This window comes from Paracoccus aeridis (assembly GCF_004923205.2).
Lineage (GTDB): Bacteria > Pseudomonadota > Alphaproteobacteria > Rhodobacterales > Rhodobacteraceae > Paracoccus > Paracoccus aeridis.
This window is the reverse complement of record NZ_SELD02000004.1, coordinates 98,387-120,632: the sequence shown is the minus strand read 5'-3', so window position 1 is coordinate 120,632 and position 22,246 is coordinate 98,387. Positions and strand designations below refer to the sequence as shown.

Here is a 22,246-nt window from a genome sequence, read left to right as displayed (position 1 = left end):
GTCACGGCGTTGTCAAGTACCCTGACAAGCCCTGACGTTTCGCGGTTTTCGGCTTTGCGGCATCCGTCGCCCAGCATTTCCCGGGTTGCGCGAAACGCATGGCGGACCTGCCGTCAGGGGAATAACGAATCAGGGCCGGACCCGATATGTCCTCTGGAACCAATAAGCAGGAACGATCCGGACGGCGCGCTGCCGGGATCGATGCTGACAAGAACAGGATACAATAGATGCGCGACTTCGTGGATGGATCCGCTTTCAATTTCGAACAGGGCCAGCGGGCCCGCAAGCTTTTTGCCGCCGTCGTGCTCGCGGCGCTCGACGATGCGATTTCGGACGACAAGAAATACGGCAACGGCGCCGAGCAGATCGCCCGCTGGGCGCGTTCGCGCGACGGCCGCGAGGTGCTGAGCTGCGCCGGTATCGACCCGAACGAGCGGGTGGTGAAGGGGTTGGTCGAATTCGTGAGCAAGGGGGTCCGCACCTCGGTGGCGCTGTCGCGCGAGGAAAGCGAACGCCGCATGGCCGCGGAAGAGGCCGAAGCGGCCTGAGCCGGACCTCACGACCGATGATGGGCCGCCCTTCGGGCGGCCTTTTTTCATTTCACCACGCCGCGCCTCATCTGGTGTGCGGACGCGGCCAGACCCCCAGATGTTGACAGGGTTGGCACCGGCTGGGATACTCGCCCGGACCTTCACCCGCGACAGGGGCAGCTCGTGCGCTTCGACCGGCTTCGCCTCAACGGCTTCAAGAGCTTCGTCGATCCGACCGAGCTGGTCATCCGCGAGGGCCTGACCGGGGTCGTCGGGCCCAACGGCTGCGGCAAGTCGAACCTGCTCGAGGCGCTGCGCTGGATCATGGGCGAGAACCGCCCGACCGCCATGCGCGGCGGCGGGATGGAAGACGTGATCTTCGCCGGCACCACCCGCCGCCCCGCGCGCGGCCATGCCGAGGTCGTGCTGACGGTGGACAACCGCGCCCGCCTCGCCCCCGCGGGCTTCAACGACGCCGACAGCCTGGACATCTCGCGCCGGATCACGCGGGACGCGGGCAGCGCCTACCGGATCAACGGGCGCGAGGTGCGGGCGCGCGACGTGCAGATGCTGTTCGCGGACGCCTCGACCGGGGCGCAGAGCCCGGCGCTGGTGCGGCAGGGCCAGATCAGCGAACTGATCAACGCGCGCCCGAAGGCGCGGCGCCGCATTCTTGAGGAGGCGGCGGGGATCAGCGGCCTCTACCAGCGGCGGCACGAGGCCGAGCTGAAGCTGAGCGGGGCCGAGGCGAACCTGTCCCGCGTGGACGACACGCTGGAACAGCTGGCCGCGCAGGCGGTCGCGCTGACCCGCCAGGCCCGCGCCGCCGCGCGCTACCGCGAGATCGGGGCCGAGTTGCGCGCGGCCGAGGGCGCGCTGCTCTACGTCCGCTGGGCCGCCACTGAAGCTGCCCGCCTGGCCGCTGCCCTGGCCCGCGAGGACGCGCGGGGCGCCGCTTCCCGCGCCGAGACCCGGGCGACCCGCGCCGTCGCCGGACGCGAGCAGGCCGAAGCCGCCCTGCCCCCCTTGCGCGACGAGGAAACCGTGGCGAGCGCGATCCTGTCGCGCGCGCAGGTCGAACGCGAGGCGCTGGACGAAGCCGACGCCCGCGCGGCGAAGGCCATAGTAACGCTGGCGGCCCGCGCAGCCCAGCTCGACCGCGACATCGAGCGCGAGGCGGCGCTGAACCGCGACGCCGAGGCGATGGTCGGGCGGCTGTCGTGGGAACGCGACCAGCTCGCGCAGGCGGGCGCGGGGCATGAGAGCCGCATTTCAGCCGCCACGGCCGCTGCCGACGAGGCCGCCGCCGCCTTGCGCGAGGTGGAAGCGCAGCTCGCCCGGCTGACCGACGAATCCGCGCGCCTTGCCGCCCGCCATCACTCTGCCGAACGGCTTGTCCACGACCTGCGCGCGATGACGACCCGCGCCGAGCGCGCCGCGGCCGACGCTTGCGCCGCCGCGACCCGCGCGTCCGCCGCGGGCGAGGCGGCGCAGGCGGCACTGGCGCTGGCCGAACAGGCGCAGGCGCAAGCCCAGGGCCGGGCCGAGGCGGCGGAAGCCGCGCTGACCGAGGCCGAGGAACGCCGCGCCGCGGCCGAGAAGGACGAAACCGCCGCCCGCGCCGCCCGCGCCGCCGCAAAGGGAGAGGCCGGCGCACTCATGGCCGAGCGCACGGCGCTGTCGCGGCTGGTGGACCGGGCGCGCGCCGGCGGGCAGACGATGCTGGACCTCGTTCAGGTCGCGCCGGGATACGAGGCCGCGTTCGGCGCGGCGCTCGGCGACGACCTGCGCGCGGCCCCGCCCGGCAGGACCGGCACGGGGGCGGCTTGGGTCGAACTGGCGCCCTACGACGACACGGACGCGCTACCCGCCGCGGCCGAGCCGCTGGCCGTCCACGTCAACGCGCCGCCCGCGCTGGACCGGCGCCTGTCGCAGACCCGCGTCGTCGCGGACGCCCGCGCGGGCGCGGCGATGCAGGCCGGGCTGCGCCCCGGCCAGCGCCTCGTCACGCGGGCGGGCGACCTGTTCCGCTGGGACGGGATCGTGGTGCCGGCCGGGCAGGCGTCGTCGGCGGCCGCGCTGCATCTTCAGCAGGTGAACCGGCTGGCGGAAATCTCGGCCCAGTCGGATGCCGCGCGGGTTGCGGCGGACCGGATCGCCGCGGTGCATGATCTGGCGCGGGCGGCCCTTGCCGATGCCGCGCGCGCCGAAACCGCCGCCCGCGACGAACGCCGCGCGGCCGAACGGGCGCTGTCCGATCACGCCCGGGCCGCGACCCGGGCGGAATCGGACCTGTCGCTCGCGGCAGGCCGGATCGAGGCCGCGCGGGCGGAGCTCGCCCGCCACCGGGCCGACGCCGCCGATGCGCGGGCGCGGGCGGCCGAGGCCGCGCAGGCGCTCGCCGCCCTGCCCGACCGGACGAAAGCGGCCGGCGCCTTGGACGACGCCCGCACGGCGGTCGAGGCCGCCCGCATCGCCACCCTGTCGCGGCGCGCGGTGGTCGAGGAACTGAAGCGCGACGCGACCGCCCGCACCCGGCGGCTGCAGGAAATCGCCCGGGAAGAATCAGGCTGGCGGCTGCGGCTGGAACAGGCGGGCGGGCGCGCGGCCGAATTGCAGGCGCGGCGCGAACAGACGGCGGCGGAACTGGCGCAGGCCGGCACCGAGCCCGCGCGCCTCGCCGCCCGCCGGTCGGAGGTGACGGAACGCGAGGCGACGTCGCAGGCGCGGCTGGCGCGCGCCCGCGCCGCGCTCGGCGATGCCGAAGCTGCCCTTCTCGCCGCCGCCGCCGCGGAGCGCGAGGCGGAGCGGGCGGCGTCGGACGCGCGCGCGGCCCGCGCCGCGCAGGACGCCCGCGCCGCCGCCGCTGCCGAGACCGAGGCCCACGCGAGGTCGCGCATCGCCGAGGACGCGGGCTGCCCGCCGCCAGAACTCGCCGCGCGGCTGGAGCTCGATCCCGCGAAGATCCCCGACCCCGAGGCGCTGGAAGCCCGGATCACCCGCCTGCGCGTCCAACGCGACGGGATCGGCCCGGTGAACCTGCGCGCGGACGAGGACAAGCGCGCGCTGGAAGACGAGCGCGCCGCCCTCGCGGCGGAACGGGACGAGCTGACGGCCGCGATCCACAAGCTGCGGGGCGGCATCGCCGGGCTGAACCGCGAGGGGCGCGGACGCCTGCTGGCCGCGTTCGACACGGTGAACGCGAACTTCGCCACGCTCTTCACCCACCTGTTCGGCGGCGGCGAGGCGCGGCTGGTCATGGTCGAATCCGACGACCCGCTGGACGCGGGGCTGGAAATCATGTGCCAGCCGCCCGGCAAGAAGCTGGCGACGCTGTCGCTGCTGTCCGGGGGCGAGCAGACGCTGACGGCGCTGGCGCTGATCTTCGCGGTGTTCCTGGCGAACCCCGCCCCGATCTGCGTGCTGGACGAGGTGGACGCGCCGCTGGACGACGCCAATGTCGGCCGCTTCTGCGACCTGCTGGACGAGATGACGCGGCGGACGGACACGCGCTTTCTCATCATCACCCACCACGCCGTCACGATGGGCCGGATGGACCGGCTGTTCGGCGTGACGATGGTCGAGCAGGGGGTGAGCCAGCTCGTGAGCGTGGACCTGAAGCGGGCCGAGGCGATGGTGGCCTGAAGGAGCGCTGCCCCCGCCGCCCCCCGGGATGCTGCGGCCCACCCGGGCGGCGCTGCCGTTCCGGGTGACAGCGGCACGGGCGCGCGCTAGGGTCGCCGCGGAAATCAGCGAGGAGCTTCACATGTCCATCGACGCCCGCCTGACCGAGCTTGGCATCACCCTGCCCGACGCGCCCGCGCCCGCCGCGAACTACGTCCCCTACGTGCAGTCGGGCGATCTTCTGTTCGTGTCCGGGCAGATCGCGGCCGGGCCGGACGGGCTGATCCGGGGGCGGCTGGGCGACGGGATGGACGTGGCCCAAGGCGCGCAGGCGGCGCGGGCCTGCGGGCTGTCGCTGCTGGCGCAGGCGCGGGCGGCGGCAGGGTCGCTCGACCGCATCGCGCGGGTGGTGAAGCTGACCGGCTTCGTCGCATCGACCCCCGATTTCACCGACCAGCCCGAGGTCATCAACGGCTGCTCGGACCTGATGGTCGAGGTGTTCGGCGACAAGGGCCGCCATGCCCGCGCCGCCGTCAGCGCCGCCGCCCTGCCCCGCGGCGTCGCCGTCGAGATCGAGGCGATCTTCCAGATCGAGCGATGATTCCCCGCGGCCTTCTTGCCCGCCCGGTCGCCCATCGCGGGCTGCACTCGCCGGGCGTGCCCGAGAACTCGATGGCCGCGTTCCGGGCTGCCATCGACGCGGGCTACGGGATCGAGATGGATATCCAGCCGGCATCCGACGGGACGCCGCTGGTGTTCCATGACGACGAACTGTTCCGGCTGACGGGTGCGTCGGGTCCGATCGCGGGCGTGAGCGTCGCGCAGGCGGCCGGGCTGCGGCTGCTGCAGACGGACGAGGCAATCCCGACGCTCGCCGACGTGCTGGCCTTCGTCGCGGGCCGGGTGCCGCTGCTGATCGAGATCAAGGACAGCGACGGGGCGCTGGGGCCGGACGTGGGCGACTTGCCGCTTCGGGTGGCAGAGGCGCTGTCCGGCCATGCCGGCGAGGTCGCGGTCATGTCGTTCAACCCGCATGTGGTTGCCGCCGTGAACCGGGCGGCGCCGGACCTGGCGGTCGGCCTGACCACCTGCGCGTTCACCCCGGACGACTGGCCCGGCGTGCCCCCGCACCGGCGGGAAGCGCTGGCGCGGATCGAGGATTTCGGGCGGGTGGGCGCGTCCTTCGTGTCGCACGACCGGCGCGACCTGGGGAACCCGGCCATCGCCGCGCTGAAGGCGCGGGGCGTGCCGGTCCTGTGCTGGACGATCCGGTCGGCCGAACACGAGCGCGCGGCGCGGTGCACCGCCGACAACATCACCTTCGAGGCCTATCGCCCGGACTGAAGCTGCCCCGACCGAGGGCCCGGCTGAAGCCGCTCAGGCGACGTGGATGTCCTGCGCGGCCGCCAGGACCGCGTGCAGCGCGACGGGATCGTCGTTCGCCCGCAGCTTGGCGCGCAGGTCGGCGTCGCGCAGCGTGCGCGACACCAGCGCCAGCGCCTTGAGATGGTCGACGCCCGAGCTTTGCGGCGCGAGCAGCGCGAACACCAGGTCCACCGGCAGCTTGTCGACCGCGTCGAAATCCATCGGCTTTTCAAGCCGGATGAACAGCGCCACGACCTTGTTCAGGCCGTGCAGCCGCGCGTGCGGCAGCGCCACGCCGTTGCCGACGCCGGTGGGGCCAAGGCTTTCGCGGTCCTGCAGCGCATCGAAGGTGCGCACGGCGTCCACGCCGTAGACGGCGTGGGCCAGTTCGGAGAGGTCCTGGAACAGCCGCTTCTTGCTGGACACCTGGGACACCGACTTCACCGCGGAAGGCAGAAGAATGTCGCTGATCTGCATGGTCTGACGATCCCTTGCGCCCCCTTCTTCGCCGCCCGTCGCAACCGGGTCGCCGCGACGGGCTGCCTGTCATGGCCCGAGCCGGGCCGTCATTTCGTGTGGCGGGGGTCGATCCAACCGACGTTCCCATCATCGCGGCGATGAACCACGTTGACGCCCCCGTGCTTCTCGTTCCGGAACACCAGCATCGGGCTGCCGGACAGTTCCATCTGCATTACCGCGTCGCCCACCGACAGGGTCGGGACGCGGGTCTCCATCTCGGCGATGATGACGGGCTGCAGGCCCTGGTCGTCCTGCGTTTCCCACACATCTTCGTCGGCGGACAGCACATAGCTGGACGCGGGGCCGAACTCAACCGGCTGTTCCACGCGGTTTTTCTGGTGATCCTTCAGCCTGCGCTTGTAGCGGCGCAGCTGCTTGTCCATCTTCTCGCGGCAGTTCTCGAACGCGCCGTAGATCTGGGGGTCGCGCGCCTTCGCCTGCGCGGTCAGGCCGGTGGACAGGTGGACGACGGCCTCGCACTGGAATTCGTGCGCGTCGCGGGAAAAGATGACCGTCGCGTCGACGGGTCGCTGCGAATACTTCGCGACGGTTTCCCCCAGGCTCGATTTCACGTGACCCTGAAGCGAGTCGCCGATATCGATCTGCTTGCCACTGATCTGATAGCGCATGGTCCTGCGTCCTTTCTGCGGATGCCCGCGCCGGTCCGGGATCCCATGCGGGCGGCCGGCGACGGGTCGTCTTGCGCGGCGCGGCCCCCCGGGCTGTGGCGGGATGCCGCCCGCCCTTCCATTACGTGACGTCGCGCCGTTTCTGTCAACGACCAGCCGCGGCGCTTGTTCCGTCAGACCATCCGGAAGCCTGCGCCCAGGTAGACCTCGCGCACCTGGGGGTCGGCCACGATCTCGGCGGTGGTGCCGGACTTGAGCACCGTCCCGTCGTGGAGGATGTAGGCCCGGTCCACGATGCCCAGCGTTTCCCGGACATTGTGATCGGTGATGAGGACGCCGATCCCGCGCGATTTCAGGTCGTGGACCAGGGTCCGGATCTCGCCCACGGCGATCGGGTCCACCCCGGCGAAGGGCTCGTCCAGCAGGAGGTAGCGCGGGTCCGAGGCGAGGCAGCGCGCGATCTCGACCCGCCGCCGCTCGCCGCCCGACAGGGCCAGCGCAGGGGCGTTCCTCAGGTGGCCGATGGAGAAGTCGCCGAGCAGTTCCTCCAGCAGGTCGCGGCGGCGGTGCGCGCACTTCTGCGACACCTCCAGCACGGCCATGATGTTCTGTTCGACCGTCAGGCCGCGGAAGATCGACATTTCCTGCGGCAGGTAGCCGATCCCCATCCGCGCGCGGCGGTACATCGGCAGGCGGGTGGCGTCCCGCCCCTCGATCACGACGCGGCCGGCGTCGGGCAGGATCAGCCCGGCGATGCAGTAGAAGCAGGTGGTCTTGCCCGAACCGTTGGGTCCGAGCAGGGCCACGACCTCGCCCCGGTCCAGCCGCAGCGACACGTCGCGGATCACGGGCCGGTTGCGATAGGATTTCCGCAGGCTGTCGATGCGCAGCCCGGCCGAGCCGTCCCGAGCGGGCAGATCGTCGCGCGCGCGGCCCCCCCGCGCGGGGCCCGCCGGGTCCGCCCTGGTGTCCATCAGTTGCCGCCGGGCTGCAGGACGGTGCGGACCCGGCCCGTGATGTTGGCCGCCCCGGTGTTCAGGTCCACCGTCGCCTGCTGTCCCGACAGGACGTTCTGTCCCTGCGTCAGCACCACGTCGCCGGTCAGCGCGACCGTCCCCGCCTCGACGTCGTAGGCCGCTTCCTGCGCCTCGGCCGCGTCGCGGCCGCTGACCAGCGTCACGCCGCCGGTCGCGCGCAGGCTGCTGATGCGCTCGTTGCCGCCAGCGGCGTAGACGACCGTGACCTCGGCGGCCGACAGGCGCATCTCGCCCTGGCCGATCACGACGTTGCCGGTGAACGTCGCCTCGCCGGTGATCTGGTTCACCTGCAGGCTGTCGGCTTCCACCTGCACCGGGGCGTTCGGGTCGGTGGCGGCCGCGCCGAAGCCCACGGACTGCTGCGCGGCGGCCGGGGCGGCAAGGGCAACCGGGCCCGCTGCCGCCGCGGCCAGCAGCGCCGACAGGATCGTGGCGCGGAACGTCTGCAGCGGCATGAAGGCCACCTCTTCCATGGGGTCAGGGGCGATATAGCAGACGGACCCCGCCGTTCAAATCAAGAACGTGGTCGCCGTCCTCGCGCCGCGACAGGCTGAGAGAGCCCGCCTCGACCGTCCCGAAGGGCGCGCTGGCCTGCACGTCGGCGGGCGCGGTGATCCGGCTGGCGGCGGTGTCGGCGGTGAAGGACGGTGCGCTGAGCGTCCATCCCGTCGAGGTCGTCATCCGCGCGCCCCCGTCCAGCCGGATCGTGTCGCCATCGACCGTGCCCGAACCCGCCCGCAGCGTCGCGGTCAGGTCGGGGGCCGCCCATTCCAGCGCCAGATCCTCGGCGCTCGCCCGTTCGCCCGAAGGATCGGCGCGCGCCGCGCTCAGGGTCACGCGGGCGCCGTCGGAACTGACCCCGGCGAAGCGCGGGGCTGTCATGCCGCTGCGCTGCGTCAGGTCCGATCCGTCCGCCTCGACATAGGGGATCGCGATCTCGGGCGAGGGGTTGCGGGCCAGGAGGAACAGCACCGACAGGACCCCCAGCGCCGCCAGCGGCAGCAGCACCCGCAGGGCGCGGACGACCCGGCTGCGCAGGCGGCCGGCGCTTCGCATCAGACGATCCCGGCGCGCAGGCAGTCGTGGATGTGCAGGATGCCCGCGGGCCGCCCCTCGCGCACGGCGAACAGCGTCGTGATCTTGTTTTCCTGCATCTGCGCCAGCGCCGCCTCGGCCAGCGCGTCGGGCGAGATGGTGCGCGGGTTGCGGGTCATCACCTCGGCCGCCGTGTGGTCCAGCAGCCCCTGCATGTGGCGGCGAAGGTCGCCGTCGGTGATGATCCCGACAAGGCGGCCGTCGGGCCCCGCCACGCCCGTCACCCCGAAGCCGGTGCGGCTGATCGTCAGCAGCGCCTCGGTCATCGGCGTTGCCTCGTCGACCAGCGGCATCTCGGCGTGCATGAGGTCGGCCACGGTCGCGAGCCGCGCGCCCAGCTTGCCGCCGGGGTGGAAGGTGCGGAAATGCTCGGGCGTGAAGCGGCGGTGTTCCATCAGCGCGACGGCAAGGGCGTCGCCAAGCGCCAGCGTCATGGTGGTGGAACTGGTGGGCACGATGCCCGTCCCGCACGCCTCGGGCGCCTGCGGCAGCAGCAGCGGCACGTCGGACTGGCGCAGCAGCGTGGACCCCGCGCGCCCAGCGACCCCGATCAGCGGGATCTCGAACCGGCGGGTGTGGGCGACGATGTCCGCGATCTCGGGCGTCTCGCCGCTGTTGGACAGCACCAGCGCCACGTCGCCCCGCGTGACCATGCCGAGATCGCCGTGCGACGCCTCGCCCGGGTGGACGAACTGCGCGGGCGTGCCGGTGCTGGCGAGCGTCGCCGCGATCTTGCGCCCGACATGGCCCGACTTGCCCATGCCGGACACGACGACGCGGCCGGTGGCGGCCAGGATCACCCGCACCGCTTCCTCGAACGGGGCGCTCAGCGACTGTTCCAGCAGGGCGAGCGCGTCGGCTTCGGTGCGGATCACGCGGCGGGCGGTGTCGAGGTAACTGGCCATGCGGCCTGACCTAGTGGTGGAAGATGTCGTTGTCATCCCCCCAGCCCATGAGGTCCAGCCGCGCCCGCGTCGGCAGGAAATCGAAGCACGACTGCGCCAGCGCGACCCGCCCTTCCCGTTCGAGCCGCAACTGCAGCTGCGCCATCAGCGCGTGAAGATGCAGCACGTCGGATGCGGCGTATTCCTTCTGCGCGTCGGTCAGCACCTCGGCCCCCCAGTCGCTGGTCTGCTGCTGCTTGGACACGTCCACGCCCACGAGGTCCGACAGCAGGTACTTCAGCCCGTGCCGGTCGGTGTAGGTGCGGATCATCTTGGACGCGATCTTGGTGCACCACACCGGCGCGGTCAGCACCCCGAACGCCTGGTACATCGCGGCGATGTCGAAGCGACCGAAATGGAACAGCTTCAGCACGCCCGGATCGGCGAGCATCCGGGTCAGGTTCGGCGCCTCGGTCTGGCCCTTCGCGATCTGCACCAGATGCGCGTCGCCGTCGCCCGACGACAGCTGGACAAGGCACAGCCGGTCGCGGCGCGGGTCGAGGCCCATCGTTTCCGTGTCGATGGCGACGACGGGGCCGAGATCCAGCCCGTCAGGCAGGTCGTTGCGGTAAAGATGGATGGTCATGGCGGCCCCTTCTCGCGGTCCGGGACGGTTTGCGCCTGCGGGCGGCGGGCGTCAATGCGCGCTCACGCCCCGATCCAGAACCGCAGCACCGCCGCGACCACCGTGATCGTGCCCAGCCCCGCGAGATACAGCCCCACGAACCACGCGAGCTTCCGCCCCATCAGTGATACCCCGCATCCGCGCCGATCTTGCCGCGGAAGACCCAGTAGGAATAGCCGGTGTAGACGAGGATCACCGGGATCAGCAGCACCACGCCCACCATGAAGAACGCCTGGCTCTTTTCGGGTGCGGCGGCCTCCCAGATGGTGAGCGTCCCGGGGACGATGTAGGGATAGACCGACACGCCCAGCCCCGCGAAGCACAGGGCGAACAGCGCCAGCGCCAGCGGGAACGGCCAGTAGTCGCGGCGCGCGGCGAGCGTGCGGAGCAGCGCAAGGGCGACCAGCGCCACCAGGACCGGGACCGGCGCGGTCAGGGCCATGGTCGGCCACTCGAACCAGCGCTGCCAGTACTCGCCCAGCAGGAACGGCGTTGCGAGACTGACCAGCACGATCGCGCCGAGCGTCAGGAACAGCAGGAACCTTGCCCAGCGATAGGCATCGTCGCGCAGGTGGCCTTCGGTCTTGAGGATCAGCCAGCAGGCGCCCAGCAGCATGTAGGCCACGACGACGCTGACCCCGCAGAGGACGGAAAACGGCGTCAGCCACTCGAACCAGCCGCCCGCATACTGCCGGTCCACCACCGTCACCCCCTGCAGGACCGCGCCCAGCGCCACGCCCTGCATGAACGACGCGGCCACCGACCCGCCGACGAAGCTTGCGTCCCACAGCCGCCCGCGCCGGGCGCTGCGGAACCGGAACTCGAACGCCACGCCGCGGAACACGAGCCCCAGCAGCATGATCGTGATCGGCGCGTAGAGCGCGGGCAGGAGGATCGCGTAGGCGATCGGAAAGGCCGCGAACACCGCGCCCCCGCCGAGGACGAGCCACGTCTCGTTCCCGTCCCAGACCGGGGCGATGGTGTTGACCATGGTGTTGCGGTCGTCCCCCCGCGCCCACGGGAACAGCATCGCGAGGCCAAGGTCGAACCCGTCCATCACGACGTAGAGGAAGACCGAGAACACGACGATCAGGCCCATCACCGTCGTCATGTCCAGCGTCAAGCCCAGGCCCATCAGCGCGCTCCCCGTCCGGCCCCGGTCGCGCCCACGGCGCCCCCGGGGGTGATGCCGGCGGCGCGCTGCGGGATCTCGCGCGCGGGGCCGGGCTCGTGGTCGTGGGGCGGGCGCGACATGATCCGCAGCATGTAGATCGTGCCCGCCATGAACACCGCCGAGTAGACCACGATGAAGGCCATCAGCGACGCGCCGACCGCGGGCGCCGCCACCGGCGACACCGCGTCGATGGTTTTCAGGACACCGTAGACGACGAAGGGCTGGCGGCCGACCTCGGTCGTGACCCAGCCGGCCAGCACGGCGACGAAGCCCAAGGGGCCCATCACCAGCGCCGCGCGGTGCAGCCAGGGCCAGTCATACAGCCGGCCCTTGAGCCGCGCGATCCCGCTGAACAGACCCAGCGCCAGCATGGCAAGGCCGATCCCGACCATCAGCCGGAACGACCAGAACACGATCGGCACCGGCGGCCACAGGTCGCGCGGGACGCTGTCGAGCCCCGGCATCGGCGCGTTCAGGTCGTGCTTGAGGATCAGCGAGCCGAGCTTGGGGATGCCCACCGCGTGGTCGAGCGTGCCCGTTTCCATGTTGGGCAGCCCGAACAGGTACAGCGGCGCGCCGTTGTCGTGGCTTTCGAAATGCCCCTCCATCGCCATGACCTTGGTCGGCTGGTGTTCCAGCGTGTTCAGCCCGTGCTGGTCGCCGGCGAAGATCTGGATCGGGGCCACCAGAAGCAGCATCCACATCGCCATCGAGAACATGACGCGGCTTTCCTCCTGCGCCCGGCGGCGCAGCATGTGCCAGGCGGCGCACGCCCCCACGACCAGCGCGGTGGTGAGGTAGGCCGCCAGCACCATGTGGACGAGCCGGTAGGGAAGCGAGGGGTTGAAGATGATCGCCCACCAGTCGCCCGGCAGGATCTGCCCGTCCGCGTCCATGACATGGCCCTGCGGCGTCTGCATCCAGCTGTTCACCGACAGGATCCAGAAGGCGGAGATGAGCGTGCCGATCGCCACCGCGTAGGTCGCGAAGGCATGAAGGCCCTTGCCCACGCGGTCGGTCCCGAACAGCATCACGCCCAGGAACCCCGCTTCGAGGAAGAAGGCCGTCATCACCTCGTAGGCCATGAGCGGCCCGACGACCGGGCCCGCGATCTCGCTGAACCCCGACCAGTTGGTGCCGAACTGGTAGGACATCACGATGCCCGACACGACGCCCATGCCGAAGGCGATGGCGAAGACGCGCATCCAGTATTTCAGCAGGTTGTGGTAGACCTCGCGGTTCGTGAACAGCCACAGCGTTTCAAGAACGGCGATGAAGCTGGCCAGCCCGATCGTGAACGACGGGAACACGATGTGGAAGGACATCGTGAAAGCGAACTGCAGGCGCGCCAGCAGCACGGCGTCAAGCTGGTCGAGCATGTCCCCCCCTTGCACCGGATGGATGGATGCGTGGAAGGTGCGGGCCGGACGCGGTTTTGTCCAGCCTGCCGGGGCGCGGCAGATTGTCCGCCGCGCCCTGCCGCCGTCCGGCCGTCAGCCCGTGCCGCTGCCGCCGGTCGCGGCATAGACCTCGCCGGTGATGTAGCTCGCCTCGTCGCTGGCCAGCAGGACGTAGATGGGCGCGATCTCGACCGGCTGGCCCGCGCGGCCCAGCGGCGTGTCGGCGCCGAACTCGGGCAGGTCTTCCTTCGGCTGCCCGCCCGAAACCTGGAGCGCGGTCCAGAACGGCCCGGGCGCCACCGCGTTCACGCGGATGCCCTTGGGCGCGAGCTGCTTCGCAAGCCCCTGCGCGAACGCCTTGTCGGCGGCCTTGGTCATCGCGTAGTCCAGCAGATGCGCCGACGGGGTGTAGGAATTGACCGACGCCGTCACGATGATCGAGGCGCCCTTCTTCATGTGCGGCAGCGCCTGCTGGGTCATCCAGAACGGCGCGTAGATGTTGGTCTTCATCGTCGCGTCGAATGCGTCCGAGGTGATGTCGAGGATCGATTCCTGCGCCTGCTGGCGGCCGGCGTTGAGGACCAGGATCTCAAGCCCGCCCAGCGCCCTGACCGCGTCGTCGACGACCTTGCGCGCCGCCGCCTCGTCGCGGATGTCGGCGGGAACGGCGACGGCCTTGCGCCCCTCGGCCTCGATCAGCGCGATCACCGTCCTGGCGTCGCTTTCCTCGTCGGGGTGGTAGCAGATCGCGACGTCGGCGCCCTCGCGCGCGAAGGCGATGGCGGCCGCGCGGCCAAGGCCGCTGTCGCCACCGGTCAGCAGCGCCCGCTTGCCCTTCAGCCGGTCGTGGCCCTTGTAGCTGGTCTCGCCGTGGTCGGGCTTGGGGTTCATCTCCTCGGCAAGCCCCGGCCACTTCTGCTGCTCGTCCGAATAGGGGTTCAGCGGCAGGTCGGGGTCGGCGATGGCGCCCGAGCGGTAGGGCGGAATGACGGGATCGGTCTTTTCCTTGGATGACATGGGGTCGGCCTTTCGGGCATCATGACTTCGCCCACCAACGCCCGGGCGCGCCCGCCGTTCCGGTTCAGCGAGCGATTGTCGGCCGCGCGCGCCGCCCGGGCCTGCGCTTCGCCGGCTGGGGCAGCGACGCCTCGGGCGCGCCCTTTGCCCGCCCCTCGCGGCGCAGCCGGACCAGGTAGAGCGCGTCGAGATAGCGCACGATCACGCCCAGCGACGCGGCCAGGGGGACCGCCAGCAGCAGCCCCGCGAACCCGAACAGCGCGCCGCCGCTCGCCAGCGAAAGCAGCATCCAGACCGGGTGCAGCTTGACCGAGTCGCCGACGATGCGGGGGGTGATGACGTTGCCTTCGACGACCTGGCCCAGGACGAACAGCACCCCCACCACCGCGACCCGCCACCAGTCGCCCCAGAACTGCACCAGCGCCACGCCGGTCGCGAGGAAGAAGCCCGAGAACGAGCCGAGATAGGGGATGAAGTTCAGGATCCCCGAGGCGATCCCGATCAGAAGCCCGTAGTTCAGCCCCAGCGCCATCAGCACGGTGGAATAGAACGTGGCGAGCAGCGCGCCGACGATCACCTGCCCCCGCACGAAGCCCGTCAGCACGTCGTCGATCTCGCCCGCGATGCGGCGGATGATCGGCGCGTGCGCCAGCGGAAGCCGCCGGTTCACGCCCCGGATCATCCGGTCCCAGTCGTAGAGCAGGTAGATCGTCACCGTGATCGTGGCCACGAACAGGAACCCCGCCGTGACCGCGCTGATGACGGTGTTGAGCGTGCCGCCCAGCATGGCCAGCGCGCTCTGGCGGATGCGCTCGGTCAGGTCGGTCAGGATCTGGCGCAGGAAGCCGCCGTCCTCCATCATTTCGGGAAAGCGCGCCATCAGGAAGTCGAACCCGTTCCGCACCGCGTTCGGCAGCGCCTCGACCGCCTGGCGGATCTGGCCCAGCAGCGTCGGCAGCAGCAGCAGGATCGCCGCCGTCAGCATCGACACCATGATCAGCGCGATGATCGCCACCGCACCCGCGCGCGACATCCGCATCCGCTGCAGCCGGTCGGCCAGCGGATCGAGGAAGTAGGCCAGCGCCGAGCCCAGGACGAACGGCAGGAGCACGGTGCCGAGCTGGCGCGCGAACAGGACCGCCAGGACGGCCAGGGCCACGCCGATCAGGATCCGACGGTTCAGGACGACCAGCATGGCAGAGGTTCCCGGGGGGTTGATCCGCGGCATGTTGCCCGCCGCCCGGCCACGACGCAAGCGCGCAGGAACAAACCCTTTTCACGCGAACTTGCGCCGGGGCGGCGACCGTTCCGCGCCCCGCCGCGTTGGCGCAGGACGAAAACCGAAGAAGGCCGCTTGCCATGACGCAGTATGACCGGATGATCGCGGGACAGGACTACCGCGCCGACGACCCCGACCTTGTCGCCATGCGCGCCCGCGCGCAGCGGCTCGCCCGGCGGATCGGCGACAGCGTGGACGGCGACGACCAGCGGGTGCTGGAAGAACTGCTGGGAACGTGGAACGGCGCGACGATCCGGCCGCCCTTCTACGTCGATTTCGGACGCCACATCCACTTCGGCCCGGGATGCTTCCTGAACTACGGCTGCGTGTTCCTTGACGTGGCAGAGATCCGGGTGGGCGCGCGCACCCAGATCGGGCCGATGGTGCAGGTGCTGACCGCCGACCACCCGCGCGACGCGGGCCAGCGCGCGACCGGGCTGGAATCGGGGCGGCCGATCAGCATCGGCGCGGATGTCTGGATCGGGGCCGGCGCGATCGTCCTGCCGGGGATCACGATCGGCGACGGCGCGATCGTGGGCGCGGGCGCGGTGGTCACCCGCAACGTGGAAGCCGGCGCGACCGTCGCCGGCAACCCGGCCCGTCCGGTGGGGCGGCGGGCCTAACCGCCCGCCCCGGCCGCCCAGCCCCGCAATTTCCGGCGGCTTCTCGGCCGCCCTCAGCCATCGCGCTGCAGGTGATCCAGGATCAGATCGACCACCCATTCGGGTTCTTCCAGGTGCAGCCAGTGGGTCGCGTCCGGCAGCACCTCGAGCCGGGCGTCGCCGCAAAGCTTCACGCTCTCGCGCGCGACGCCGACCTCGAGCGCGCTGTCCTCGGCGCCCCACAGGACCAGCGTGGGGGGCGTCACCCGCGACTTGCCGTGCGGCTTGCGCCGCCGCAGCGCGCGGTAGTAGTTCAGCATCGCGGTGAAGCGGCGCGGCCGTTCCCATGCCCGGACGTAGTGGTCGAGGTCGCCGTCCTCGAACGCGCCGTCGCGGGCGGTTGCCGCCATCATCTTGCGCAGGCCCGCGAAGCGAAAGGCGCCCAGCGTCGCCTCGGGCAGCCAGGGAAGCTGAAAGAACATGGCGTAGGCGCTGCGGAGCGCCTGCGTGGGGTGGCGCAGGATCTGCCCGGCGAAGACGTCGGGATGCGGCGCGTCCATGATGACGAGGCGGCGCACCCGGCTTGGGTCGCGCACGGCGACCCACCAGGCGACGACGCCGCCCCAGTCATGCCCGACCAGGTCGAAGCGGTCGTGCCCCAGCGCCGACGCCAGCGCCGTGACGTCACTTGCCAGCACGTCGAGGTGATAGTCGGCCAGCCGTTGCGGCGCCTCGCTCAGGTTGTAGCCGCGCATGTCGGGCACGATCACGCGGAAGCCCGCATCCGCCAGCGGCTGGATCTGCCTGCGCCACGCCCACCAGAACTCGGGGAAGCCGTGCAGCAGGATCAAAGGACGCCCGCCGGCAGGCCCGGCCTCGACGACGTGAAGGTTGACGCCGTTCACCGTCTGGAAGCGGCTGTTCCATCCCGGCTGCATGATCTCGGCCTGGGTCATGCGCCATCAACAGCCTGCACGCAGGCGCGGTTCCGCGGCGTCCAGACGGATGATGCGGCCCCGTCTGGCTTGCAGGATCGCGTTCACGCGCGGCCTGCGGGGCCCGGGTGCGCCCGCGTTGCGGCACGCGACAGACTGAAAAGGCGGCCACGGCGGGCTGTCGGTCTGGCGCCGCCTTCACGACGAGAGGATGGACTAAAGGCGTCCCGGCGCCCGACCGGCAAGCCCGATGGCTGCCCGGATGAGGCAACCGAACCGAGAAAAGAAGAAAACCCCGGAGATCCATCGATCCCCGGGGTTTGCTTTGCAATGGTGCCCAGGAGAGGACTCGAACCTCCACACCTTGCGGCACACGGACCTGAACCGTGCGCGTCTACCAATTCCGCCACCTGGGCCGGTTGCGTGAGGGCGGGATTTAGAGAGAGCCGCGGAGGGTGTCAACAGGGGTCGGCAGGGATCGCCGCAGAATCTTGCGCCGCCAGCCGCCCGCCCTCATCGCCGCCCGCCTTCGCGCCCGCCCCGCCCCGTCGCGGAGCTGTCCGGAGCAGCCTGCAGCCCGCGCCAGCCTGCCGCATCCCCCGCGCTTGATGCCGTCGCGGGGGTTCGCTATCAGCGGACGCAGCACGCAGCGGGCAATGCAAGGGGCTTACCCATGGCGAAACTGGTCACCATCTACGGCGGATCGGGCTTTCTCGGCCGGCAGATCGCCCGGATCATGGCGGCCCGGGGCTGGCGCGTCCGCGTCGCCGTCCGCCGGCCCGACGAGGCGCTGTTCGTGCGCACCTACGGCGCCGTGGGCCAGGTCCAGCCGGTGCCCTGCAACGTCCGCGACGATCTCTCGGTCCGGGCCGCGATGGCGGATGCGGACGCGGTCATCAACTGCGTCGGCATCCTGGTCCGCGAAGGCAAGAACACCTTCGACATGATCCACGACGAGGCGGCGATGCGCGTCGCCAGGATCTCGGCCGAGATGCAGATCCCGCGCATGGTCCACATCTCGGCCATCGGCGCCGACGAGGACAGCCCCAGCCGGTACGCCGCGTCCAAGGGCCGGGGCGAGATTTCCGTCCTGATGCACCGGCCCGACGCGGCGGTGCTGCGGCCGTCGGTGATGTTCGGGCATGGCGACGGGCTCTACAACAAGATCGCCGGGATGAGCCGCCTGGGGCTGTTCCTGTTCGTCCCCGCGCCGTCCAGCAAGGTGCAGCCCGTGTTCGTGAACGACGTGGCGAAGGTCGCGGCGATGTGCGCGGCGGGCGAGGCGCCCGGCGGCATCTATGAACTGGGCGGGCCCGACGTGATGACCATGCGCGACGTCGCGCGGCAGGTGCTGGACGTGACCGGCCGGCGCCGCATCATCGTGGGGATGCCCGGCTTCCTGGCCGGCGCGCTGGGCCGCGCGCTGGACGCGGCGCAATGGGCGACCGGCGGGCTGATCACGAACCGGGTGATGACCCACGATCAGGCGGTCACGCTGCGGCGCCACAACGTCGCCGTCCCCCGCCAGGGCGAGATCCTGGGCTTCGAGGACGTGGGCATCACGCCGACCGCCTCCGGCGCGGTGATCCCCAGCTACCTGTGGCGCTTCCGCCCCTCGGGCCAGTACGAGGCGATCAAGGATTCCGCCAAGTCGCTGCGCGACTTCTGAGATGGAGCAATCCACGATCGTCGCCGCGCTTCTCGGCGTGCTCGAGGGGCTGACCGAGTTCATCCCCGTCTCCTCGACCGGGCACGTCCTTCTGGCGGGCCACTTCCTCGGCTTCGATTCCCCCGGCCGCGCGTTCGAGGTGCTGATCCAGCTCGGCGCGATCCTCGCGATCCTGGGGGTCTATGCCGGGCGGCTGTGGCGGATCTTCTCGACCGCGCCGCACGATCCGCGGGCGCGCCGCTTCATCCTGTCGGTGCTGGTGGCGTTCCTGCCGGCCGTGGTGGTGGGCGTCATCGCCCACGACTTCATCAAGACGGTCCTGTTCGAGACCCCGGCGCTGATCGCCGTGATGCTGATCCTGGGCGGTGTCGTCCTGCTGTTCGTGGACCGGATGGCGACCGCGCCGCGCTTCGCCGAGGCCGAGGACATCCCCCTGCCCCGCGCCATGGGCATCGGCGCGATCCAGTGCCTTGCCATGATCCCCGGCGTGTCGCGGTCGGGCGCCACCATCGTCGGCGCGCTGCTGATGGGGGCAAGCAAGCGCGCAGCGGCCGAGTTCAGCTTCTTCCTGTCGATGCCGACGATGGCGGGCGCCTTCGCCTATGACCTCTACAAGAACCGCGGCATCCTGGACGCGGCGGCCCTTGGGAACGTGGCGATCGGCTTCGTCTGCGCCTTCATCACCGCGATCTTCGTGGTGCGCTGGCTGCTCGACTATGTTTCCGCGCGCGGCTACGGGCTGTTCGCGTGGTGGCGGATCGTCGTGGGCGCGGTGGTGCTGGTGGCGCTGGCGGCGGGATCCTGAACCGCCAGGCGCTGGTTGGTTGATGGCCCCGTTAACCATCCCTATAACAAAAATCTTCGCAAGAAGATGCGGGTGTGCTAACGCCGCTGTCTGAGTGGCTGCAGGGCGAGAACGCCGTTCTGCAGCGTTTAGGCCGCATGGCGTTCGGACATGTTGTCCGCATTGGGGAACGAATTGGTCACGCAAGCCGTGGACGCCGTCCGCTGGGATGCAATCGTGATCGGAACCGGGCTGGGGGGCGCCCATGCCGGCGACCGGCTGGTCGACGCGGGCATGAAGGTGCTGTTCGTCGACCGCGGCGCCGCCCCCGTGAACGGCCAGCCCACGCCGCTGGAACAGCTGGAAGCCGAGGTCAGCCTGAACGGTCGCTCCGTCCGCCGGGTGCAGACGACGGTGGCGGCCGTGGGCGGCACCTCGGTCATCTATGCGGCGTCGCTGGAACAACCCGAACGCCATGACCTGGACGAGGTGCCGGGTATCCCGCACCCGACCCACGGCTGGGTGGTGGGCTACGACAGCTTCGCGCCCTACTTCGACATGGCCCGCAAGACCGCAGGCGTCTGCGGCACCCACGATCCGCTCTCGCTTTTCCACGAGGGCGCGATGCGCGCGCCGCCGCCGCTGTGTCCCGGCGACGCGCTGATCGAGGCGGGGCTGATCCGCCGCGGCTTCCACCCCTACCGCGCGCATCTCGGCATCGGCTTCGACCGCGGCTGTGCGGAATGCATCGGCCGCGAATGCCTGCGCAACTGCAAGGCCGATGCCCGGCGGCCGCTGAACCACGCGGTGAAGACCGGCCGCGGCGCGCTGCTGTCCGGCTGGACCGCCCAGCGGATCGAGACGGACGGCCCGCTCGCCTCCCGCGTCGTGGTGCGCCGCGACGGGCAGGACATGACGCTGACCGCCGACCGGGTGATCCTCGCGGCGGGGTCGCTGGCGTCGGCGCAGCTGCTGCTCGCCTCGCGGTCCGAGGACTGGCAGGACGGCATCGGCAACCGCAGCGGACTGGTCGGCCGCGGGCTGATGTTCCACCTGTCCGAGCGGATGGCCGTGTGGCCGGACGGCCGGGCCGCGCTGGGGTTCCCGGCGAAGTCGCTGGCGCTGCGAGACCTGTACCTGCAGGGCGGGCAGCGCATGGGGCTGGTGCAGTCGATGGGGCTGCAGGCCGACTATGGCAACGTGCTGATGCACCTGCGCGCGCGCTTCGACAGCGGCTGGATGCGGTGGGCCAGACCGATGCGGCCGCTGCTGCGCGTGCCCGCCTGGGTTGCGGCGATGTTCCTGGGCAGCGCGCGGGTGTTCGTGGGCATCCTGGAAGACCTGCCCTACAACCAGAACCGCGTGCTGCCGGGCACCGATCCGTCCGCCCCGCCCCGCATCGACTACGCCGTCACGCCCGAGCTTGCGGCCCGCCGCAAGCAGTTCCGCACGTCGATCCGCAGGATGCTGAACGGCCAGCGCTGGTTCTTCCTGAACGACGATGTGGAACTGAACTTCGGCCACGCCTGCGGCACGGCCCGGTTCGGGGCCGACCCCAGGACCAGCGTGCTGGACGCGGATTGCCGGGTCCACGGGCTGCGCAACCTGTACCTTGCCGACGCATCGTTCATGCCGACCTCGACCGGCGTGAACCCGGGGCTGGTGATCCTTGCCAACAGCCTGCGCGTGGCCGACCGGGTGCTGGCAGCCGCATGACCGACGAAACGCCGACCTTCGCCCCGCGCCCGCGCATGCTGCTGGTCGCAGAGGCCGCGAACCCCGAATGGGCATCGGTGCCGCTGGTGGGCTGGTCGCTGGCCTCCGCAATCGCGGCGCGGACCGACGCCCATATCGTGACCCAGGTCCGCAACCGCGACGCCTTCCTGCGCGCCGGCATGGTCGAGGGACGCGACTTCACCGCCATCGACACCGAAAGGCTGGAAAAGCCGCTGTGGCGCCTGGCCGAGGCGATGAGCCTCGGCAGGAAGGGCGGCTGGACCACGCTCGCGGCCATGACGTCGCTCACCTATCCCTATTTCGAGCGGCTGGTGTGGAAGGCCTTTGGCGACCGCATCCGGTCGGGCGAATTCGACGTGGTCCACCGCATCACGCCGGTCTCGCCGACCGCGGTGGGCCCGCTCGCCCAGCGGGTGCATGCGGCGGGGGTGCCGTTCATCCTCGGCCCCATCAACGGCGGCGTGCCCTGGCCCAAGGGGTTCGAGACGACGCGCCGGCGCGAGCGCGAATGGCTGTCGTCGCTGCGCGGCATCCACAAGCTGCGCCCCGCCCGCCGGCGGATGCTCGCAGCCTGCGACGTGATCCTGTGCGGGTCGAACTTTGCGCTTAACGAGATCCCGGCCGACCTGCGCCACAAGGCGATGCTGTTTCCGGAAAACGGCATCGACCCCGCCCGCTTCCGCGCCGTCGCCGATCAACCCGGCACCCTGCCGCTGCGCGCCTGCTTCATCGGCCGGCTGGTGCCGCTCAAGGGCGTGGCCATGGCGATCGAGGCCGCAGCGCCCCTGCTGGCCGACGGGCGGATGCGGTTCGACATCATCGGCGACGGCAGCGAACGCGCCGCGCTGGAAGCGCAGGTGGCGGGCGCCGGACTGAACGGCGCCGTGACGTTCCACGGCTGGCTGGACCACCGGCAGGTGCAGGACGTGGCCGCGCAAAGCCAGATGCTGCTGTTCCCGTCGATCCGCGAATTCGGCGGCGGCGCGGTGCTGGAGGCGATGGCGCTGGGCCTGGTTCCGGTTGTCGTGGACTACGCGGGGCCGGGCGAACTCGTGGACGACGAGGTGGGCTTCAAGGTCCCGATGGGCCAGGCCGCGGACATCGTGGCGGGGCTGCGGGCGCTTCTGGACCGCATCGCCGCCGACCCCTCGGTCCTGCCGCCGCTGGGTGCGGCCGCGCGCGCGCGGGTGCAGCGCGATTTCCAGTGGGACGCAAAGGCCGCACAGGTGATCCGAATCGCATCTTCAGTTGCTTCCGACCAAGTCCACACGGTAGTTTGAT

The 22,246-nt window shown here is 71.1% G+C and carries 21 protein-coding genes and 1 tRNA gene; 9 read left to right on the top strand and 13 right to left on the bottom strand.

The window, feature by feature from the left end; genetic code table 11:
* Window positions 1–227 precede the first annotated feature (227 nt).
* The 4 genes from ELI80_RS01980 (at window position 228) to ELI80_RS01965 (ending at window position 5,498) form a co-directional block, all read left to right on the top strand.
* Window positions 228–548 carry a DUF6280 family protein gene (locus ELI80_RS01980; RefSeq protein WP_131673708.1) on the top strand — a complete coding sequence of 107 codons (321 nt, stop codon included), beginning with the start codon at window positions 228–230 and terminating at the stop codon, window positions 546–548.
* A gap of 165 nt (window positions 549–713) precedes the next feature.
* Entirely contained in the window at window positions 714–4,175 is a 3,462-nt protein-coding gene (locus ELI80_RS01975) for a chromosome segregation SMC family protein (RefSeq protein WP_136649306.1), read from the top strand.
* Window positions 4,176–4,296: 121 nt separating this feature from the next.
* Complete coding sequence (locus ELI80_RS01970; RefSeq protein WP_136649305.1) at window positions 4,297–4,755, top strand: RidA family protein; 459 nt, start codon at window positions 4,297–4,299, stop codon at window positions 4,753–4,755.
* On the top strand, window positions 4,752–5,498 hold the full coding sequence (locus ELI80_RS01965) for a glycerophosphodiester phosphodiesterase family protein (RefSeq protein WP_136649304.1): 747 nt from the start codon (window positions 4,752–4,754) through the stop codon (window positions 5,496–5,498). The genes ELI80_RS01970 and ELI80_RS01965 overlap by 4 nt, the downstream gene beginning before the upstream one ends.
* A gap of 33 nt (window positions 5,499–5,531) precedes the next feature.
* Here ELI80_RS01965 and ELI80_RS01960 read toward each other — a convergent pair whose 3' ends face one another.
* The 11 genes from ELI80_RS01960 to ELI80_RS01910 all read right to left on the bottom strand — a co-directional run bounded on the left by ELI80_RS01960 (window position 5,532) and on the right by ELI80_RS01910 (window position 15,187).
* Complete coding sequence (locus ELI80_RS01960) at window positions 5,532–5,996, bottom strand: PTS sugar transporter subunit IIA (protein ID WP_136649303.1); 465 nt, start codon at window positions 5,994–5,996, stop codon at window positions 5,532–5,534.
* Window positions 5,997–6,085: 89 nt separating this feature from the next.
* The gene (gene hpf, locus ELI80_RS01955; protein WP_136649302.1) at window positions 6,086–6,667 is read right to left on the bottom strand and encodes a ribosome hibernation-promoting factor, HPF/YfiA family; all 582 of its coding nucleotides are present in this window, start codon (window positions 6,665–6,667) and stop codon (window positions 6,086–6,088) included.
* Between the two features lie 173 nt (window positions 6,668–6,840).
* The gene (gene lptB / locus ELI80_RS01950; protein WP_136649301.1) at window positions 6,841–7,641 is read right to left on the bottom strand and encodes an LPS export ABC transporter ATP-binding protein; all 801 of its coding nucleotides are present in this window, start codon (window positions 7,639–7,641) and stop codon (window positions 6,841–6,843) included.
* Window positions 7,641–8,159 carry a lipopolysaccharide transport periplasmic protein LptA gene (lptA, locus tag ELI80_RS01945; protein WP_136649300.1) on the bottom strand — a complete coding sequence of 173 codons (519 nt, stop codon included), beginning with the start codon at window positions 8,157–8,159 and terminating at the stop codon, window positions 7,641–7,643. The genes lptB and lptA overlap by 1 nt, the downstream gene beginning before the upstream one ends.
* Before the next feature lie 22 nt (window positions 8,160–8,181).
* The gene (locus tag ELI80_RS01940; protein WP_136649299.1) at window positions 8,182–8,760 is read right to left on the bottom strand and encodes a hypothetical protein; all 579 of its coding nucleotides are present in this window, start codon (window positions 8,758–8,760) and stop codon (window positions 8,182–8,184) included.
* The gene (locus tag ELI80_RS01935; RefSeq protein ID WP_136649298.1) at window positions 8,760–9,704 is read right to left on the bottom strand and encodes a KpsF/GutQ family sugar-phosphate isomerase; all 945 of its coding nucleotides are present in this window, start codon (window positions 9,702–9,704) and stop codon (window positions 8,760–8,762) included. The genes ELI80_RS01940 and ELI80_RS01935 overlap by 1 nt, the downstream gene beginning before the upstream one ends.
* 10 nt (window positions 9,705–9,714) lie before the next feature.
* Window positions 9,715–10,329 carry a ribonuclease D gene (locus ELI80_RS01930; protein ID WP_136649297.1) on the bottom strand — a complete coding sequence of 205 codons (615 nt, stop codon included), beginning with the start codon at window positions 10,327–10,329 and terminating at the stop codon, window positions 9,715–9,717.
* Window positions 10,330–10,489: 160 nt separating this feature from the next.
* The gene (cydB, locus tag ELI80_RS01925) at window positions 10,490–11,503 is read right to left on the bottom strand and encodes a cytochrome d ubiquinol oxidase subunit II (protein ID WP_136649296.1); all 1,014 of its coding nucleotides are present in this window, start codon (window positions 11,501–11,503) and stop codon (window positions 10,490–10,492) included.
* Complete coding sequence (locus ELI80_RS01920) at window positions 11,503–12,921, bottom strand: cytochrome ubiquinol oxidase subunit I (RefSeq protein ID WP_136649295.1); 1,419 nt, start codon at window positions 12,919–12,921, stop codon at window positions 11,503–11,505. The genes cydB and ELI80_RS01920 overlap by 1 nt, the downstream gene beginning before the upstream one ends.
* Window positions 12,922–13,035: 114 nt before the next feature.
* A complete protein-coding gene (locus tag ELI80_RS01915) occupies window positions 13,036–13,959 on the bottom strand; it encodes an SDR family oxidoreductase (protein WP_136649294.1) in 924 nt (307 codons plus the stop codon).
* Window positions 13,960–14,023: 64 nt separating this feature from the next.
* A complete protein-coding gene (locus tag ELI80_RS01910; RefSeq protein WP_136649293.1) occupies window positions 14,024–15,187 on the bottom strand; it encodes an AI-2E family transporter in 1,164 nt (387 codons plus the stop codon).
* A 131-nt stretch (window positions 15,188–15,318) separates the two neighbouring features.
* Between ELI80_RS01910 and ELI80_RS01905 the strand changes: the two genes are divergently transcribed.
* Complete coding sequence (locus ELI80_RS01905; RefSeq protein WP_136649292.1) at window positions 15,319–15,861, top strand: sugar O-acetyltransferase; 543 nt, start codon at window positions 15,319–15,321, stop codon at window positions 15,859–15,861.
* 53 nt (window positions 15,862–15,914) lie between these two features.
* Here ELI80_RS01905 and ELI80_RS01900 read toward each other — a convergent pair whose 3' ends face one another.
* Window positions 15,915–16,796, bottom strand: coding sequence for an alpha/beta fold hydrolase (locus ELI80_RS01900; protein ID WP_136649291.1), 882 nt, complete (start codon window positions 16,794–16,796; stop codon window positions 15,915–15,917).
* Window positions 16,797–17,106: 310 nt separating this feature from the next.
* Window positions 17,107–17,191: transfer RNA gene (locus ELI80_RS01895), tRNA-Leu, on the bottom strand.
* A gap of 257 nt (window positions 17,192–17,448) precedes the next feature.
* Between ELI80_RS01895 and ELI80_RS01890 the strand changes: the two genes are divergently transcribed.
* From ELI80_RS01890 to ELI80_RS01875, 4 genes are all read left to right on the top strand, one after another.
* On the top strand, window positions 17,449–18,444 hold the full coding sequence (locus ELI80_RS01890; RefSeq protein WP_136649290.1) for a complex I NDUFA9 subunit family protein: 996 nt from the start codon (window positions 17,449–17,451) through the stop codon (window positions 18,442–18,444).
* Window position 18,445: 1 nt separating this feature from the next.
* Window positions 18,446–19,249: an undecaprenyl-diphosphate phosphatase gene (locus tag ELI80_RS01885; RefSeq protein ID WP_136649289.1), complete on the top strand. Its 804-nt coding sequence runs from the start codon at window positions 18,446–18,448 to the stop codon at window positions 19,247–19,249.
* A 150-nt stretch (window positions 19,250–19,399) separates the two neighbouring features.
* Window positions 19,400–20,944 (top strand): GMC oxidoreductase, encoded by a 1,545-nt coding sequence (locus ELI80_RS01880; RefSeq protein ID WP_236641281.1) that lies wholly within the window; start codon window positions 19,400–19,402, stop codon window positions 20,942–20,944.
* Window positions 20,941–22,245, top strand: coding sequence for a glycosyltransferase family 4 protein (locus ELI80_RS01875; protein ID WP_236641280.1), 1,305 nt, complete (start codon window positions 20,941–20,943; stop codon window positions 22,243–22,245). Before ELI80_RS01880 ends, ELI80_RS01875 begins: the two co-directional genes overlap by 4 nt.
* Window position 22,246: the final 1 nt, after the last annotated feature.

What these genes read in the sequence shown, in the direction of transcription:
- ELI80_RS01980 (WP_131673708.1), top strand. Translation starts at nt 228, where the DNA reads ATGCGCGACTTCGTGGATGGATCCGCTTTCAATTTCGAACAGGGCCAG.
- ELI80_RS01970 (WP_136649305.1), top strand. Translation starts at nt 4,297, where the DNA reads ATGTCCATCGACGCCCGCCTGACCGAGCTTGGCATCACCCTGCCCGAC.
- ELI80_RS01965 (WP_136649304.1), top strand. Translation starts at nt 4,752, where the DNA reads ATGATTCCCCGCGGCCTTCTTGCCCGCCCGGTCGCCCATCGCGGGCTG.
- ELI80_RS01960 (WP_136649303.1), bottom strand. Translation starts at nt 5,996, where the DNA reads ATGCAGATCAGCGACATTCTTCTGCCTTCCGCGGTGAAGTCGGTGTCC.
- hpf (WP_136649302.1), bottom strand. Translation starts at nt 6,667, where the DNA reads ATGCGCTATCAGATCAGTGGCAAGCAGATCGATATCGGCGACTCGCTT.
- lptB (WP_136649301.1), bottom strand. Translation starts at nt 7,641, where the DNA reads ATGGACACCAGGGCGGACCCGGCGGGCCCCGCGCGGGGGGGCCGCGCG.
- lptA (WP_136649300.1), bottom strand. Translation starts at nt 8,159, where the DNA reads ATGCCGCTGCAGACGTTCCGCGCCACGATCCTGTCGGCGCTGCTGGCC.
- ELI80_RS01940 (WP_136649299.1), bottom strand. Translation starts at nt 8,760, where the DNA reads ATGCGAAGCGCCGGCCGCCTGCGCAGCCGGGTCGTCCGCGCCCTGCGG.
- ELI80_RS01935 (WP_136649298.1), bottom strand. Translation starts at nt 9,704, where the DNA reads ATGGCCAGTTACCTCGACACCGCCCGCCGCGTGATCCGCACCGAAGCC.
- ELI80_RS01930 (WP_136649297.1), bottom strand. Translation starts at nt 10,329, where the DNA reads ATGACCATCCATCTTTACCGCAACGACCTGCCTGACGGGCTGGATCTC.
- cydB (WP_136649296.1), bottom strand. Translation starts at nt 11,503, where the DNA reads ATGGGCCTGGGCTTGACGCTGGACATGACGACGGTGATGGGCCTGATC.
- ELI80_RS01920 (WP_136649295.1), bottom strand. Translation starts at nt 12,921, where the DNA reads ATGCTCGACCAGCTTGACGCCGTGCTGCTGGCGCGCCTGCAGTTCGCT.
- ELI80_RS01915 (WP_136649294.1), bottom strand. Translation starts at nt 13,959, where the DNA reads ATGTCATCCAAGGAAAAGACCGATCCCGTCATTCCGCCCTACCGCTCG.
- ELI80_RS01910 (WP_136649293.1), bottom strand. Translation starts at nt 15,187, where the DNA reads ATGCCGCGGATCAACCCCCCGGGAACCTCTGCCATGCTGGTCGTCCTG.
- ELI80_RS01905 (WP_136649292.1), top strand. Translation starts at nt 15,319, where the DNA reads ATGACGCAGTATGACCGGATGATCGCGGGACAGGACTACCGCGCCGAC.
- ELI80_RS01900 (WP_136649291.1), bottom strand. Translation starts at nt 16,796, where the DNA reads ATGACCCAGGCCGAGATCATGCAGCCGGGATGGAACAGCCGCTTCCAG.
- ELI80_RS01890 (WP_136649290.1), top strand. Translation starts at nt 17,449, where the DNA reads ATGGCGAAACTGGTCACCATCTACGGCGGATCGGGCTTTCTCGGCCGG.
- ELI80_RS01885 (WP_136649289.1), top strand. Translation starts at nt 18,446, where the DNA reads ATGGAGCAATCCACGATCGTCGCCGCGCTTCTCGGCGTGCTCGAGGGG.
- ELI80_RS01880 (WP_236641281.1), top strand. Translation starts at nt 19,400, where the DNA reads ATGTTGTCCGCATTGGGGAACGAATTGGTCACGCAAGCCGTGGACGCC.
- ELI80_RS01875 (WP_236641280.1), top strand. Translation starts at nt 20,941, where the DNA reads ATGACCGACGAAACGCCGACCTTCGCCCCGCGCCCGCGCATGCTGCTG.